We start from the raw sequence: 15560 nt of genomic DNA on the forward strand, positions 1-15560 counted from the left end.
CAGGTCTTGGGAACCGACGTCACGCATGGGCCCGGATTAACCAACAGGGTCCGGAAACCGGGCCGCGCCCCTCGGAGTAATTACTGCCAGCTGGCGTGCAGCGGCTTGCCCTCGGCGTAGCCGGCGGCGCTCTGGACGCCGACGACGGCCCGCTCGTGGAACTCCGCCAGGGAGCCCGCGCCCGCGTAGGTGCAGGAGGAGCGGACGCCCGCGATGATCGAGTCGATCAGGTCCTCGACGCCCGGACGGGCCGGGTCGAGGAACATCCGCGAGGTGGAGATGCCCTCCTCGAACAGGCCCTTGCGGGCCCGGTCGTAGGCGGACTCCTCGGAGGTGCGGTTGCGCACGGCGCGGGCGGAGGCCATGCCGAAGCTCTCCTTGTACAGCCGCCCGTCGGCGGTCTGCTGGAGGTCGCCCGGGGACTCATAGGTCCCCGCGAACCAGGAGCCGATCATGACGTTGGAGGCGCCGGCGGCCAGCGCCATGGCCACATCGCGCGGGTGGCGGACGCCGCCGTCGGCCCATACGTGCTTGCCGTACTTCCTTGCCTCGGCCGCGCACTCCAGGACCGCGGAGAACTGCGGGCGGCCCACGCCGGTCATCATGCGGGTGGTGCACATGGCGCCGGGACCCACCCCGACCTTGACGATGTCCGCACCGGCCTCGATGAGGTCGCGCACGCCCTCGGCGGCCACGATGTTGCCCGCGACGACCGGGACCTGCGGGTCCAGGGACCGGACGGCCTTGACCGCGGCGATCATGCCCTCCTGGTGGCCGTGCGCGGTGTCCACCACGAGCGCGTCCGCACCGGCGGCCAACAGCGCCTTGGCCTTTCCGGCCACATCGCCGTTGATGCCGACGGCGGCGGCGACGCGCAGCCCGCCGCCGGCGTCGGTGGCGGGGGTGTAGAGCGTGGCGCGGAGGGCGCCCTTGCGGGTGAGGATGCCCGCCAGCCTGCCGTCCTTGTCCACGGCGGGCGCGAGCTTGCGGTGCGCGGCGTCGAGCTGGTTGAACGCCTCGCGCGGGTCGATGCCGGCGTCCAGGAGCAGCAGCTCCTTGGACATGACCTCGGACAGCTGGGTGAAGCGGTCCACGCCGCTCAGGTCGTGCTCGGTGACGACGCCGACCGGCCGGTGGTCCTCGTCGACGACGACGCCGGCGCCGTGGGCCCGCTTGGGCAGCAGGGACAGCGCATCGGCGACGGTCTGGGCGGGGGACAGCACGATCGGGGTGTCGAGCACATGGTGACGGCCCTTGACCCAGGAGATGACCTCGGCGACGACCTCGATCGGAATGTCCTGCGGGATGACGACGAGGCCACCGCGGCGGGCGACGGTCTCGGCCATGCGGCGGCCGGCGATCGCGGTCATGTTGGCGACCACCAGCGGAATGGTGGTGCCGGTGCCGTCCTGGGAGGACAGGTCGACGCCCTGCCGGGAGCCGACCGAGGAGCGGCTCGGGACCATGAACACATCGTCGTACGTCAGGTCGTACGGCGGCTTCTGATCGTTAAGGAAACGCATACTGGCTCTCTCACCTGCGATCTTGCGTAACGGAGCGGGTGGGGAGTCAGCTCGAACCAGCACCGGATCGGGCTGAGGTTCCTGGACCCATCATCCATGATGTCGAGGGGTCCTGGCGAACCTCTGTCGCATTCTGTGGCTTCGGCCAAGCGGATCTGTGGTTTCGGCCAAATCTCCCCGATCTCCCGGAGGGGCCGGATCAGCCCGCCAGCAGCCCGCTGCCGAGCCAGTCGGCGGAGTCCTTGGCCCCGGGCAGGGCGAAGAAGTAGCCGCCGCCGGTGGGTGAGATGTAGTCGACCAGCGGCTCGTCGATCAGCCGTTCCTGGGTGGCCTCGAATTGGCGCTTGATGTCCTGCTGGTAGCAGCAGAAGACGAGCCCCATATCGAGATTGCCGACGCTGTCGATTCCCCGGTCGTAGTTGTAGCCACGGCGCAGCAGGCGGGAGTCGTCCGTCTTGGCGGTGCGCGGATTGGCCATCCGTATATGGGCGTTGAGCGGAATCGCCTGGCCCTTGGGGTCCTTGGCGTAATGGGGGGTGTCGGTCTCCTTGGCGCCGTCCAGCGGCGCCCCGGTGTCCTTGCGGCGGCCGAACATCTTCTCCTGCTCGGTGAGCGAGACGCGGTCCCAGAATTCCACGAGCATACGGATGATGCGGATCACCTGATAGCTGCCGCCGACCGTCCAGGAGGGCTCGCCCAGCTTTTCGGTCACCCAGATCAGCCGGTCCATTTCGCGGCCGGAAGCGGTGTCCGGATTGACGATGCCGTCCTTGAAGCCGAGCAGGTTGCGCTGTGCACCGGTCGGCCGGGGCTTGTTCTGGAAACCGTCGATGCGCCATTTGATCTGCATCGCACCGCGGGTGTGCCGGGCTATGTCGCGCAGGGCGTGCAGGACGACGTCCGGCTGTGCGCCGCATATCTGGAGGGACAGGTCGCCATGGCACTCGGCGGCCTGGAGATTGTCATTGGGGAACGTGCGCATCGGGGTGAGCCGGCGCGGTCTGGCCTTGGCCAGGCCGAAGCGGTCGTCGAAGAGCGAGGAGCCGACGCCCAGCGTGACGGTCAGCTCGTCGGCCGGAACCGTCGGGCCGAGAATGCCGTTGTCCGAGGGCGGGGCCCCCACTCCGAGGTCCACCGGGTCCCCGCCCGCGGTCAGGAATCGGGCCCGCTCGGTGATCGTCTTGAAGAGATCGGCCAGTTCCTTGCGGTTCTGGGCGATGACATCGAGCGAGACGAAGGAGGCGGCGGTGGGCTGGGGGGTGAGGATGCCCGCCTGGTGCGCGCCGTGGAAGGCGACCTTGTCGCCCCCTTGCTCGTCGTCGGCCGCCTGTGCCCGGGCGGTTTGGACCTGGCCGAGAGCGAGGCCGCCGCCGGCCAGGGCGGCCCCGGCGGCGCCCGCGCCCAGCACCGTTTTGGTGAAGCCCCGGCGGTCGGTGCGGAGAACGCCCTGCGGGCGGTCCGGGTCGGCGGTCATGGCATGGTTCCCTTCGCGGTACAGCGGTACAGCGGTCCACCGGTCGTTCGGTGTCGTAGGTGGTCAGGCAGGTCAGGCAGGTCAGGCGGACTTGCGGATCTCGAGGAGATCGGGGATGGGCGAGAGGTCTTCGAGCAACTTGCCGGTGGCGCCGTTGAGTTTGGCCCGTCCCATGGCGTCGAGACGGTCGACGGGGGTCCACTTCCCGTCGCGGTGCGCGGCGTCCAGCAGGCCCTGTACGCGTGCGATGTCGTCATTGACGGTGCCGAGCAGTTTCGGGTCCCGCGCGGAGATCAGGGGGCGCAGCACATCGAGGAGTTCCCGGGTGCCCGCGAGATTGGCGTCGGCGGTGGCCAGGGTGGTGCCGCTGCCCTGGTCCGCGGCTCCGGTCAGTTCGAACTGGAGGGTGTTCTCCAGGATTTCATGGGTGCGCAGCGGAAGGTCCTTGACGTCGAAGTCCTGCTTGGGGAAGGCCTTTTGGAGACCTTCGGCGTCCTGGGCGAGCTGCTGGGCGGGGGCGCGCAGGTCATCGGCCGAGGCGCCGTGCCACAGCCCGTACTCGACGCGGTGGAAGCCGGCGAAGTCCTTGTCGCGCACGCCGTCCGGGAGCCCTGCGGTACGCCCGTTGATCTTCTTGTCGAAGTCCTGGAAGGTGCCGTAGGCGGCGCCGAGGGAGGCGTAGGTGCGGTGGGCGGTGAGCCAGTCGGCGCGGGCGGCGTCGAGGTCGCCGTGTCCGATGTCGTCGCCGAGCTTGCGGGTCTGTGAAACGAGCGTGGCCAGGCCCTGGTTGACATAGCCGCGGTAGGAGCCCAGCGGCTTGGCCAGGTCTTCCGCGGAGACCGGGGCGACGGCCTTGACGTTGCCGCCGCCGCTGACCCGCACCGGAGCGGAGGTGACGGCCTTGCCTCCGGTGGGCACACAGCGCCAGGCGTACTGGCCGCTGCCGACGGTGGCGACCAGGTCGCGGGTGGTACCGGGGGCGAGGCCCTCGATCTCGCCGTAGACGGCGTTGGTCGCCGGGTCGACGAGGTAGACCTCGGAGGCCTTGTCCCCGGTGTTGTGCATCTGGAAGGTCTGCCGGCCGGGCTTGGGCGCGGCGAAGCCCTTGCCGCACTCCTGCTCCGAGACGGCGACGGTCTGGGCACCGGCGGGCTTGGAGTCGCCGAAGGCGACCACGGCACCGGCCACCGCGGCGGGCACGGCGACCACCGCCACGGGTATCGCCCAGGCAGGGCGGCGGCGCGGGGCGCGCCCGGAGTCCGTCCCGGATGCGGGCGCGGATCCGGCTTCGGTACCGGCGGTCTCCGGCTTCGGCTTCGGCTCCGGCTTCGGCCGGGTGGCCCGTACGCCCCGCACGAAGAGCGTCAGCACGGCGGCCAGGTAGCCGGCATAGGCGATGACCTGCAGCCAGGTCATGGCGGGCGTCAGGTTGAGGACGCCCTGGACCAGCGTGCTGTACCAGGAGCCGGCATCGATGTGCGGGCTCAGGTCGAAGGCGAACGCCGTCTTCCCCGGCAGGACGCCGCCCTCCTGAAGGTCGCGCAGGCCATAGCCGAGGACGCCGGCGGCGATGACGATGAGCACCACGCCGGTGGCGGTGAAGAACTTCGTCAGGTTGATCTTCAGCACCCGGCGGTAGAGGCCCCAGCACAGCACCGTCGCCACGATGAGCCCGATTCCGGCGCCGGTCATCGGCCCGGCGGACTCTCCGGCCGCTCGTGCGGTGGTCCACAGGAACAGGGCCGTCTCCAGGCCTTCGCGGCCCACCGCCAGGAACGAGGTGACGATCAGCATGCCGGCGCCCATGGTGAGCGCGCTGGTCACCTTCTCCCGGATCTCGCCGGAGAGATTGCGGGCCGAGCGCCGCATCCAGAAGACCATGGCGGTGACGAAGGCGACGGCGACGACGCTGAGCGCGCCGCCGAAGGATTCCTGGGCCGTGGTGGACAGGGTGGCGGCGGTGAAGGTGAGCACCGCGCCGAAGCTCATGGCCAGGGCCACGGCGGCCAGTACGCCCGTCCAGACCTGTGGCAGCCGGGACTTGGCCCCCGCCCGGACCAGGGTGGCGACAAGGATGGAGACGATGAGGCCGGCCTCAAGTCCTTCCCTGAGGCCGATCAGAAAACTCGGAAACGCGTCGTCCCACATATGTCCTCCCCGCGCGGGCGTCAGCGCACGGGGGTGGCCCTGACACGACCGCCGGTCGCACTGGTAAGCGAAGCCATACCTTAGTCAGGTTAGGCTTACCTGTCTACAAAGCTGTAGTCAAAGATCGCCAGTGCACTGCCGGTTGATGGGATCTGGGGGGATTTCGCCCCGGTCCCGCGACGCATCAGGCGTCAGGGTCCGCCCGCTCCAGCGCGGGACGCGGACCCGGGCCCGTCTCCCCCAGCAGATAGTCCGCGGCGGCGGTGTCCGTGACCAGGCTGGTCACCAGCCCGGACCGCAGCACCGCGCCGATCGCCGCCGCCTTGCGCAGCCCGCCCGCGATGGCGACGACCTCCGGTATGCGCCGGAGCCGGTCCGCCTCGACGGTGATGCAGCGCTCGCCCAGGTCGCGCCCGATGCGGCGGCCGTCGGCGTCGAAGAGGTGCGCGGACATCTCGGCGGCGGCACCGAGCGAGGCGTAGTGGGCCCGCTCCGCCTCGGAGAGCATGTCGTAGACCGTGGAAATCCCCGGCTCCCAGGAGCCGATGGAGACGGCCGCGACGGTGACCTTGTCGAAGTAGTCGAAGGCCCGGGCGATGCCCGTCTGGCCGCGCAGCGCGGCGGCGGTGGCCGAGTCGGGCAGCAGCATCGGCGCGTAGATCGGATGCGCCTCGCCGCCGGAGACCTGCGCCGCCCGGCGGACGGCCTCCACCGAGCCGCGCTCGGCGGTGCCCGCGTCGTACACCCCGGTGAGCTGGACGACCGTGCAGGGCGGCAGCCGGTGCAGAGCCGCGGCCATGTGGATGGTGGAGCGGCCCCAGGCGAGGCCGAGCACATCGCCCTCATGCACCAGCTCACCGAGCAGACCGGCCGCCACCTCGCCGAGGTTCTCGGGGTCGGGTGCGTCGTCGGCCGCGTCGGCCGGGGACTCGACGACCACCGCATGCCGCAGGCCGTACCGGGCGCGCAACGCATCCGAGCGCTCCGCATCCAGCTCGGCCGGCACCCGGATCTCGATCCGCACCAAGTCGCGCTCCAGCGCCGTCTCCAGCACCCGGGCGACCTTGAAGCGGCTCACGCCGAACTCCTCGGCGATCTGGATCTTCGACTTGCCCTCGAGGTAGAAGCGGCGAGCCATGGCCGCCGCCTGCACCAGCTCGGCGGGCCCCATCGGCGTGGCTGAACGGCCCGTCGACACCACGGTCTCCTCACTTCTGTGTTCACCTTGTGGACTCGACCGTCATCCTGTCAGAAACGGCAGCCCTTGATCAGGCCTTGACCTTCGCGCTCAGCAATTCGGGCGAGAGCGGGGGCGGCTCAGTGCTCACAGGCCCAGGGCGCGGTGGCGGTGGCCGCCTCCGCCCGCTCGCGCAGCGAGCGTACGGCCGCGGCGGGGTCGTCCGTACCGTAAACGGCGGATCCGGCGACGAACACATCGGCGCCGGCCTCCGCGCACCGCTCGATGGTGCCGGCCGAGACCCCGCCGTCGACCTGCAGCCACAGCTGCAGACCATGCCGCGAGATCAGCTCCCGGGTGCGGCGGATCTTGGGCAGGGTGAGGTCCAGGAACTCCTGGCCGCCGAAGCCGGGCTCGACGGTCATGATGAGCACCATGTCCAGCTCCGGCAGCAGATCGGCGTAGGGCTCGATCGGCGTCGCGGGCTTGAGCGCCATCGACGCCCGGGCGCCCTTGGCCCGGATCTCCCGCGCCAGCCGCACCGGCGCGGCGGCGGCCTCCGCATGGAAGGTGACCGACCCGGCGCCCGCCTCCACATACTGCGGAGCCCAGCGGTCCGGGTCCGCGATCATCAGATGGCAGTCCAGCGGGGTTTCGGTGGCCCGGCTCAGCGACTCGACAACCGGCATGCCCAGCGTGAGGTTGGGCACGAAGTGGTTGTCCATCACATCGACATGGAGCCAGTCGGCGCCCTTGACGGCCTGCGCCTCGTCGGACAGGCGGGCGAAGTCCGCGCTCAGGATGCTGGGGTTGATCTGGACACTCATGCCCTCAAGCCTGCCATGCCGGGTGCGCGGCGCTGACCCGGGAGGGCCGAACCACCCACAACCGGTCAGCCGGTGCGGCGCAGCAGCGCCAGGTACATCGCGTCCGTGCCGTGCAGGTGCGGCCAGAGCTGGACATCGGGGCCGTCCCCGAGGGCGGGAACACCCGGCATCAGCGGCCGGGCGTCGATCCACCGGGCGCTGACGCCCTGTCGCTTGAGGACGTCGTCCACCACGGCCTTGGTCTCCGCCGGGTGCGGGGAGCAGGTCGCATAGCCGACGACGCCGCCGACCCGCACCGCGCGCAAGGCCTCCCGCAGCAGGTCGCGCTGGAGCGGCCCGAAGGATGCCGGATCCTCGGGGCGGCGGCGCCAGCGGGCCTCCGGACGGCGGCGCAGGGCGCCCAGACCGGTGCACGGGACATCGACCAGGACCCGGTCGAAGGAGCCCTCCCGCCACGGCGGGCGGGTGGCATCGGCGGCGATGACCTGGTACGGCCCGGGGTTGCCGGCCAGCGCGCGCTCGACCAGGCGGGCCCGGTGCGGCTGCCGCTCGGAGGCCAGCAGCGCGGCGCCGCGCCCGGCCGCCAGCGCGCCGAGCAGGGCGGCCTTGCCGCCGGGTCCCGCACAGCCGTCCAGCCAGCGGCGGTCCGGTCCCTCGAGCGGGGCGGCGGCGAGGGCCAGGGCGACCAGCTGGCTGCCCTCGTCCTGGACGCCCGCCCGGCCCTCGCGCACGGCGTCCAGCGCGCCCGGCTCGCCGCCCTCGGCGAGCCGCACGGCATACGGCGACCAGCGGCCGGGCAGCGCCGCACCCTCGGCGTCCCCCCCGACAGCGGCGAACAGCTCGTCGGTGGTGGCCCGTCCGGGGCGGGCGACCAGGGTCACCTCGGGCCGCTCGTTGTCCGCCTCCAGCAGGTCCTCGATCCCGGCCCGGCCGCCGCCCAGGGCGTCCCACAGCGCGGAGACGATCCAGCGCGGGTGCGAGTGCACCACGGCGAGGTGTTCCTCGGGGTCGTCCTCGTACGGCGGAGCGACTCGTTCCAGCCATCCCCCGAGGTCATCCGCGGCGATCTTGCGCAGTACGGCGTTGACGAACTTCGCCCGCCCGTCCCCGAGGACGCACCGGGCCAGCTCCACGCTGGCGGACACCGCCGCGTGCGGGGGGATGCGGGTGCCGAGCAGCTGGTGCGCGCCCAGGCTCAGCACGTCCAGCACCGGTGGATCCACCTCGCGCAGCGGGCGGTCCACACAGGAGGCGATGATCGCGTCATAGGTGCCCTGGCGGCGCAGCGTGCCATAGACCAGCTCGGTGGCGAGGGCGGCGTCGCGGGTGTCGAAGCCGCCCTTCTCCCGGGCCTTGCGCAGCAGGGGCGGCAGCACGAGGTTGGCGTAGGCGTCCCGCTCGTCGACCGCCCGCAGCGCCTCGAAGGCGAGGATCCGCACCGGGTCCTTCTTGGGCCGGCGGTGGGGCTTTGCGGGGCGGCTGTGCGGTCGGCGGGACGCCTGGTCGTTCACGAAGGTGCTCCGGGGCTATGGTGACGAAGGGCTCCAGCCTACGCCCCGCCCAGCCTCTCGCCTGCGGCGATGCGGACGCCACGGGCCCAGTCGGCGGCCTTCATCGGCTTCTTGCCCTGGGGCTGGACCCACAGCAGCTCCACCGCGTGCGAACCGGTGCCGAGGTGGACGGTGTTCTTGGCCGCGGCGATCTCGCCGGGGGCCAGGTCCGTGCGGCCGGGGCACAGCGCCACCGACATCACCTTCAGCCGCTCGCCGCGGAAGAGCGTCCAGGCGCCGGGCGCGGGGGCGCAGCCGCGGACGACGCGGTCGACGCGCAGCGCGGGGGCGGACCAGTCCAGCCGGGCGTCCTCGACGGTGATCTTCGGGGCGAGGGAGACGCCCTCGGCGGGCTGCGGCACGGCCTTGAGGGTGCCGTCCGCGATGCCGTCCATCGTCGCGGCGAGCAGCCCCGCGCCGGCGAAGGCGAGCCGGGTCAGCAGGTCGCCGCTGGTGTCGGTGGGGCGGACCTCTTCGGTGAGCACGCCGTAGACGGGGCCGGAGTCGAGCCCTTCCTCGATCTGGAAGGTGGCGGCGCCGGTGACCTCGTCACCGGCCAGCACCGCGTGCTGGACGGGAGCGGCGCCGCGCCAGGCGGGCAGCAGCGAGAAGTGCAGATTGACCCAGCCGTGCGCGGGGATCTCCAGCGCGGCCCTGGGCAGCAGGGCGCCATAGGCGACGACCGGACAGCAGTCCGGTGCGAGCTCCCGCAGCCGGGCGAGGAAGTCCTCGTCGCGCGGTCTGGCGGGCTTGAGCACCTCGATGCCCGCCTCCTCGGCCCGCTCGGCCACCGGGCCGGCGACGAGCCGGCGCCCGCGCCCCGCCGGGGCGTCGGGCCGGGTGACGACGGCGACGACCTCGTGGCGGTCCGAGGCGAGCAGGGCGTCGAGGGCGGGTACGGCAACCTCGGGGGTACCGGCGAAGACAAGCCTCATGGGTGGCGGACACTACCTCTCAAGCGCGGCTCGGGACGGCGCACCAGTCTAGGGCGTGTTCTATGGACCGGTGCAGGCCCTGGTGCGGCTCCGCCGGGTGGGCGCAACCAGCCACGGCGCACCCGCAGCTGACGTACCGGACGTCCGGCGAAGCGCTTGGGCGGGGCCCCCGGCCCAAGGGGCGTGCGGGGCACCACGCGCCTCATTCCGGCGGATGTGCGCCCCCATACCGTGACCCGTCGGGCCGTGGCGCGTTGGGTCAAGAGAGATTGACCGAATCGGGCCGCAACCGCGGCCCGCTTCCGTTGACCGTCAATTCTCTTTCGCTTACGCCCCGTTCACCGCCGGTCCGAGAGGCTTGTTCATGCCCGACCACGCAACCCACGACGCCCAGGCGAGAGCCAGCCTGCATCTTCTGGTCCGGGACATCGAGCGGGTCCGCCGGCAGGTGGACGCGCTGCGTACCCTGACCGCTCAGCTGGGCAATGTCTACCGTCCACGCCGGACCGGCCCGTCCGCGGGTTTCGTCGTCTACGGGCGGGCCCCCGCGCCGACCGTCCGGCTGGCGCAGGAGCTGCGGGACAGCGTCGAGACGCTGGTCACGGCGGCGGTGGACTTCGACCGCTCGCTGGGCTTCTCCTGGGACGCGGTGGGTTCGGCGCTGGGGGTCACCAAGCAGGCGGTGCACCGGCGTTACGGCGCGCGCCGGGCCAATGGACAGAGCACCACGGAGAACGGTTCCGCCGACGGGCAGAGCGCCCTGGCGCAGTCCGCCGTGACGGTCGTCCCCGCCGCGCGCACCGTACCGGGGCAGCCGTCGGGATCCCTCCGCGAGGAGGCGGCCCGGCCATCGGCGTTCCCCGGCCCGCGCAACGGCTGACTGCGGACCGCCGCCGGATGGCGGGGAGCGGCGGCCCGGGCGCCCGTCGCGCCGCTCAGCCGATGTCCGGCGGATCCATCCGCAACCGCACCGGCTGGCCCTCCCGCCGGGTCAGCCGCACCGCCTGGGCGGTCTTGAGCGCGGCCGCCAGCGCCGCGCCCCGCCCGGGCCGCACCCGCAACAGCGCCCGCTCCCACCGCTCGCCCGGCTGGGGATAGCCCCGGCCGAAGGCCGGTGGAGGGCCGTCGGCCCGGCGCGCCCGGCCGGGCGGCACCACCGGCAAGGGCACCGGCCCGAGCACCTCGGCCCCCTCCGGCAGCACGGCCAGGGCGAGGAAATCGGCGACCGCCTCCGGCGGCCCGGAGACCGAAGCCATCCGGGACACCGGCGGAAAGCCCAGCTCCGCCCGCTCGGCCAACTCACGCGCCGCATGCCCGGCCGGATCCCAGCGCACCAGGGCCTGTACGGGCCGCAGCGTCGGCTCGGCCACCACGACCACCGTGCCGCCCGCCTCCTGGCCCCGGACCAGTGCGGCCGCGCCCAGCCAGCGGCGCAACGCCTCCTCGCCCGCCCGCAGATCGGGAAGGCCCAGCAGCGCCCAGCCGTCCAACAGCAGGGCGGCCGCATAGCCCGCGCCCTCGGCCACCGGCTCGGCCCCGGGCGTGGACACCACCAGGGCAGGAACATCCGGGACGGTGTCCAGCACCTGGTCGCGCCCGGAGGTCCGCACCGGCACCGCGGGAAAGGCCCGGCCCAGCTCCTCGGCGGTGCGCCGGGCCCCCACCACCTGGGCCCGCAGCCGCACCCCACCGCACTCGCCGCAGTGCCAGTCGCGCGCTTGGCGCCCGCACCAGCCGCAGTGCAGCGCACCGTCGCCGCCGCGCGCCTCCAGCGGGCCCGCGCAGTGCTCGCAGCGCGCGGGCTCACGGCAGCGCTCGCAGGCCAGGCGGGGCACATAGCCCCGGCGCGGCACCTGCACCAGCACCGGCCCGCACTCCAGGGCGTCCCGCACGGCACGCCAGGCGAGGGTCGGCAGCCGGGCCGCCCGGGCGGCGCCGTCCCGCTCCAGGTCGGCATCGCTCACCGTACGGATCAGGGGGGCTTCGGCCCGCACCCGGTCACGGGACGCGGTCAGCGGCAGCGCCCAGCCGGTCCGCACCAGCTGTGCCGCCTCGACCGTGCTGGAGAAGGCCCCCAGCAGGAACGCCGCCTTCTGGTGCGCCGCGCGCATCAACAGCACCTCCCGCGCATGAGGTTGCGGGGCGTGCTGCTCGCTGTGGCTGGAGTCGCCGTCGTCCCAGATCGCGACCAGCCCCAGGTCGCGCACCGGCGCGAACATCGCGGCCCGGGTGCCCACGACCGCCCGGACGGCACCGCGGTTGACGGCCAGCCAGCGGCGGTAGCGCTCCTCCGGCCCGGTGTCGGCGGTCAGCAGCACATGCCGGCCCTGGCCGAGCAGCTCGGTGAGGGCGGCGTCGACGCGGGCGGCGGCCCGGCCGTCCGGCACCACGATCAGCACGCCCCGCCGTGCGGCGAGCGCCGCCACGGCGGCCCGCGCCAGCTCCTGCGGCCAGTGCCGCCCGGGCAGCGCGGTCCACACCGCGCGCGGGGAGTCGCCCCGGGCGAGGGCGTCCAGATAGGCGGGCCCGGTCGGATACCGGGACCAGCTGCCGGGCTCCGGGGCGGCGGGCGGCGGCAGCGGCGACGGCGACGGCTCGCCCTCGATCCGGGCGTGCCGGGGCGGCACGGCCAGCTGGAGCACATCCGCCAGGGATCCGGCGTACCGGTCGGCGACGGCCCGGCAGAGCCGCAGCAGCGGCGGGCCGAGCACCGGCTCCGGGGACAGCACCTGGGCCAGGGCGGCCAGCGGCCCGTGGTAGTCGGACTCGGCCACCCGCTCGACGATGAACCCGTCGAGCAGCCCGCCGCCCTCGCGGCGCCCGTCCCGCACCTGCCGGGTGCCGGCGCCGAAGCGCACCCGCACCCGGGTGCCCGGGCGGGCGTCGGCGTCGAGCTCGGCGGGCACGGCGTAGTCCCACAGCCGGTCGAGGTGCACGGCCCCCTTGTCCACCAGCACCCGGGCGACGGGCAGCTCCGGCGCCAGCGCGGCCCCCCGCCAGGTGCGCGGTCTGGCCCGTGGCACATCGGCCTTGCGCACCAGCTCGCGGATGAGCGCGAGCTGCTCCCCCTGCTCCTGGGGGGGTTCCACCGCCGGCCGACCGTTCTCGCTGCTCACGGCTTCAGTCCTACCAGACGGGTCCGACACGCACCGAGGCCCGGAGACCGTTGTCCGGTCTCCGGGCCTCGGTGGCGGAACGCCAGGCGTGCTACAGGCCCACGGCCTTGCGCAGCGCGTCCACCCGGTCCGTGCGCTCCCAGGTGAAGTCGGGGAGCTCGCGGCCGAAGTGGCCGTACGCCGCGGTCTGGGCGTAGATCGGGCGGAGCAGGTCGAGGTCGCGGATGATGGCGGCCGGGCGGAGGTCGAAGACCTCGCCGATGGCGTGCTCGATCTTCTCGGTGTCGACCGTGTTGGTGCCGAAGGTCTCCACGAACAGGCCCACCGGCTCGGCCTTGCCGATGGCGTAGGCGACCTGGACCTCGCAGCGGGCGGCCAGGCCGGCGGCCACCACGTTCTTGGCGACCCAGCGCATCGCGTAGGCGGCGGAGCGGTCCACCTTGGACGGATCCTTGCCGGAGAAGGCACCGCCACCGTGGCGGGCCATGCCGCCATAGGTGTCGATGATGATCTTGCGGCCGGTCAGTCCCGCGTCACCCATCGGGCCGCCGATCTCGAAGCGGCCGGTCGGGTTCACCAGCAGGCGGTAGCCCTCGGTGTCCAGCTTGATGCCGTCGTCGACCAGCTCCTTGAGCACGTGCTCGACCACGAACTCCCGGATGTCGGGCGCCAGCAGCGAGTCCAGGTCGATGTCGGAGGCGTGCTGGGAGGAGACGACCACGGTGTCCAGGCGGACCGCCTTGTTGCCGTCGTACTCGATGGTGACCTGGGTCTTGCCGTCCGGGCGCAGATAGGGGATGGTCCCGTTCTTGCGGACCTCCGTCAGCCGGCGCGAGAGCCGGTGCGCCAGGTTGATCGGCAGCGGCATCAGCTCGGGCGTCTCGTCGCAGGCGTAGCCGAACATCAGGCCCTGGTCGCCGGCGCCCTGCTTGTCCAGGTCATCGGAGTCGTCCCGCTGGGAGGCACCCTCGACCCGCTTCTCATAGGCCGTGTCGACACCCTGCGCGATGTCCGGGGACTGCGAGCCGATGGACACCGAGACACCGCAGGAGGCGCCGTCGAAGCCCTTCTTGGACGAGTCATAGCCGATCTCGAGGATCTTGTTGCGCACGAGCGTGGCGATCGGTGCGTAGGCCTTGGTCGTCACCTCGCCGGCCACATGCACCAGGCCGGTGGTGATCAGGGTCTCGACGGCGACCCGGGAGGTCGGGTCCTCCTTGAGGAGGGCGTCGAGAATGGTGTCGCTGATCTGGTCAGCGATCTTGTCGGGGTGACCCTCGGTCACGGATTCCGAGGTGAACAGGCGGCGGGACACATCGCTCCCTGGGGTTGCAGCGGCTGCTGGCTGAGCATTGACGGAACCGGCCGAGAGCTGCGCTCGACGCGGATCCAGGTGTCAGTTTATCCGGCCTTTGCGCCCCCCGAACATCCGGTCCGGCATCACCGACCACCTGGACTGTGACACTCGCCACTCCGATCCCGGGGAGCATTCAGGCAAACCGCTCAGGTCAGCCTGCGGACGACGAGGTTCCAGACGGTGTCCGCGAGGGCTTCCTTCGGTCCGCGCGGGACCGGGGTCTCGGTCCCGTCGGCGGCCAGGACCACGGCCTCGTTCTCCTCGGAGCCAAAGGTCCTGCGCTCCCCCACCTCATTGACCACGAGCAGGTCGCAGCCCTTGCGGGCGAGCTTGGCCCGGCCGTTGGCCAACACATCCTCGGTCTCGGCCGCGAAGCCCACCACGACCTGGCCGGGCCGTGCCCGGTCCGCCGAGAGCTCGGCGAGGACATCCGGGTTGCGCACCAGCTCGACCGGGGCGGGCTCCTGCCCCTCCCGCTTCTTGATCTTGCCGGTGGCGTAGTGGGCGGGCCGGAAGTCGGCGACGGCGGCGGCCATCACCACGGCATCGGCGTCGGCGGCGGCCTTGAGTACGGCCTCCCTCAGCTGCACGGCCGTGCCGACCCGTATGACATCGGCGCCGGCCGGGTCCGGCAGGTCGCTGTTGGCAGTGACGAGAGTCACCCGGGCGCCCCGGGCGACGGCCGTCCGGGCCAGGGCGTATCCCTGCCGGCCCGACGAGCGGTTGCCGAGGTAGCGCACCGGGTCGAGCGGTTCCCGGGTGCCGCCCGCGCTGATGACCACATGGCGCCCGGCGAGGTCGGCGACGGCCGCCGCGGAGCCCCGGGCCAGCACTCGGCGGCAGATCTCGAAGATCTCGCCCGGTTCCGGGAAGCGGCCCTTGCCGGTGTCCGCACCGGTGAGCCGGCCGACAGCGGGCTCGATCACCAGGGCGCCCCGGCGCCGCAGGGTCGCCACATTCTCCCGGGTGGCCTGGTTCTCCCACATCTCGGTATGCATCGCGGGCGCGAAGACCACCGGACAGCGGGCGGTGAGGAGGGTGTTGGTCAGCAGGTCGTCGGCCAGCCCGTGCGCGGCCTTGGCCAGCAGGTCGGCGGTGGCCGGCGCCACCACGACGAGGTCGGCCTCCTGGCCGATCCGCACATGCGGCACCTCGTGCACGCCCTCCCACACCTCGGTCGCGGCGGGGTGGCCGGACAGCGCGGCCCAGGTCGCCTCGCCGACGAAGTGCAGCGCGGACGCGGTCGGTACGACCCGTACGTCATGCCCCGACTCGGTCAGCCGGCGCAGCAGCTCACACGCCTTGTAGGCGGCGACTCCGCCGCTGACCCCCAGAACGACCTTGGGCTTGCCCATCGCTCGCTTCTCCCCGCGCTCTCGCTGATGTGTACGAACCCATCACACACCAAGGGTCCGACAGCCGCGCTGCCGGACCCTTGGTGACGCTCTGGGGC

The 15560-nt window shown here is 72.7% G+C and carries 11 protein-coding genes; 1 reads left to right on the forward strand and 10 read right to left on the reverse strand.

Features of this window, described 5'->3' with window-relative positions; genetic code table 11:
• Nucleotides 1–80 precede the first annotated feature (80 nt).
• The 7 genes from ABCR83_RS28460 to fmt all read right to left on the reverse strand — a co-directional run bounded on the left by ABCR83_RS28460 (nt 81) and on the right by fmt (nt 9634).
• Nucleotides 81–1523 (reverse strand): GuaB1 family IMP dehydrogenase-related protein, encoded by a 1443-nt coding sequence (locus ABCR83_RS28460; protein ID WP_462698092.1) that lies wholly within the window; start codon nt 1521–1523, stop codon nt 81–83.
• A 199-nt stretch (nt 1524–1722) separates the two neighbouring features.
• Nucleotides 1723–2997: an iron uptake transporter deferrochelatase/peroxidase subunit gene (gene efeB / locus ABCR83_RS28465; RefSeq protein ID WP_462698093.1), complete on the reverse strand. Its 1275-nt coding sequence runs from the start codon at nt 2995–2997 to the stop codon at nt 1723–1725.
• 81 nt (nt 2998–3078) lie between these two features.
• Nucleotides 3079–5145, reverse strand: a complete 2067-nt coding sequence (efeU, locus tag ABCR83_RS28470; protein ID WP_462698094.1) for an iron uptake transporter permease EfeU — start codon at nt 5143–5145, stop codon at nt 3079–3081.
• A gap of 184 nt (nt 5146–5329) precedes the next feature.
• Nucleotides 5330–6316, reverse strand: coding sequence for a sugar-binding transcriptional regulator (locus tag ABCR83_RS28475; protein ID WP_462698112.1), 987 nt, complete (start codon nt 6314–6316; stop codon nt 5330–5332).
• A 146-nt stretch (nt 6317–6462) separates the two neighbouring features.
• Complete coding sequence (gene rpe, locus ABCR83_RS28480) at nt 6463–7149, reverse strand: ribulose-phosphate 3-epimerase (protein WP_462698095.1); 687 nt, start codon at nt 7147–7149, stop codon at nt 6463–6465.
• A gap of 65 nt (nt 7150–7214) precedes the next feature.
• Nucleotides 7215–8660 (reverse strand): RsmB/NOP family class I SAM-dependent RNA methyltransferase, encoded by a 1446-nt coding sequence (locus ABCR83_RS28485; RefSeq protein ID WP_462698096.1) that lies wholly within the window; start codon nt 8658–8660, stop codon nt 7215–7217.
• A 38-nt stretch (nt 8661–8698) separates the two neighbouring features.
• Nucleotides 8699–9634 carry a methionyl-tRNA formyltransferase gene (gene fmt, locus ABCR83_RS28490; RefSeq protein WP_462698097.1) on the reverse strand — a complete coding sequence of 312 codons (936 nt, stop codon included), beginning with the start codon at nt 9632–9634 and terminating at the stop codon, nt 8699–8701.
• 364 nt (nt 9635–9998) lie between these two features.
• Here fmt and ABCR83_RS28495 point away from each other — a divergent pair, with 364 nt between their 5' ends.
• Nucleotides 9999–10514 (forward strand): hypothetical protein, encoded by a 516-nt coding sequence (locus tag ABCR83_RS28495; protein ID WP_462698098.1) that lies wholly within the window; start codon nt 9999–10001, stop codon nt 10512–10514.
• 55 nt (nt 10515–10569) lie between these two features.
• On the opposite strand, the gene ABCR83_RS28500 is transcribed toward ABCR83_RS28495, so the two are convergent.
• The 3 genes from ABCR83_RS28500 to coaBC all read right to left on the reverse strand — a co-directional run bounded on the left by ABCR83_RS28500 (nt 10570) and on the right by coaBC (nt 15462).
• Nucleotides 10570–12750, reverse strand: a complete 2181-nt coding sequence (locus ABCR83_RS28500) for a primosomal protein N' (RefSeq protein ID WP_462698099.1) — start codon at nt 12748–12750, stop codon at nt 10570–10572.
• 91 nt (nt 12751–12841) lie between these two features.
• Nucleotides 12842–14065, reverse strand: a complete 1224-nt coding sequence (gene metK, locus ABCR83_RS28505; RefSeq protein WP_462698100.1) for a methionine adenosyltransferase — start codon at nt 14063–14065, stop codon at nt 12842–12844.
• Nucleotides 14066–14253: 188 nt separating this feature from the next.
• Entirely contained in the window at nt 14254–15462 is a 1209-nt protein-coding gene (gene coaBC, locus ABCR83_RS28510; RefSeq protein ID WP_462698101.1) for a bifunctional phosphopantothenoylcysteine decarboxylase/phosphopantothenate--cysteine ligase CoaBC, read from the reverse strand.
• Between the last annotated feature and the right edge of the window lie 98 nt (nt 15463–15560).

It is taken from the genome of Streptomyces xingningensis, from assembly GCF_054957865.1.